Raw genomic sequence first — 743 nt, forward strand, 5'->3', positions numbered from 1 at the left:
TGACTCACTGATTGCCGAGGCACCATTCGGTATTCCTTCCGAGGATCCCGTGCATCAACGACCTTCCCTCAGGGGAGTGGTCCCGGGCATCAACGAGGGCGACAAGGTGATTATTTGGGGCGGAGGCATCTACAACTGGTTTGACCCCGACACGCTGATCCGCGCTGTTGCCCAGCTCACGGCTGCACATCCGAACATCAGGCTCTTCTTCATGGGCGTCAAACATCCCAATCCCGCTGTGCCAGAGATGGAGGCGGTTGCCGCCGCCCGAATCCTCGCCGATGAGCTGGGGCTCACGGGAACACACGTGTTCTTCAACGAGTCATGGGTGCCGTATGGCGATCGACAGGACTACCTTCTGGAGGCAGATCTGGGTGTCTCGACCCACTTCCAGCACGTCGAAACGACCTTCTCCTTCCGCACGCGTATTCTCGACTACCTCTGGGCGGGGCTGCCGATCGTGACGACGGAGGGCGATTCCTTTGGGAGTCTCGTCGCTCGGGAATCCCTGGGCGCCGCAGTGCCTGAACGTGATCAGGTCGCATTGGCGGAAGCGCTCGAGACCTACCTGTTTGATGAGGACGCGATCGCCAGCGCTCGCGCCAATGTGAATCGTGTTCGTGAGAGTTTCACTTGGGACAAAGCGCTCGCACCCCTCGTGGAATTCTGTCGGGACCCGAAGTCTGCCGCCGACAAGCAGCCCACCAAGAAGCTGAGAAAGGGTCGCTCCGGCAGCCGAATTC

At 60.3% G+C, this 743-nt stretch carries 1 protein-coding gene; it reads left to right on the plus strand.

What is annotated here, in order from left to right; genetic code table 11:
* Positions 1-49: 49 nt before the first annotated feature.
* Positions 50-743 (plus strand): glycosyltransferase family 4 protein (locus JF66_RS19110; protein ID WP_231556512.1); only part of this gene is annotated, 694 nt, incomplete at its 3' end.

Origin of the sequence: Cryobacterium sp. MLB-32 (genome assembly GCF_000738085.1) — a bacterium.
GTDB lineage: Bacteria > Actinomycetota > Actinomycetes > Actinomycetales > Microbacteriaceae > Cryobacterium.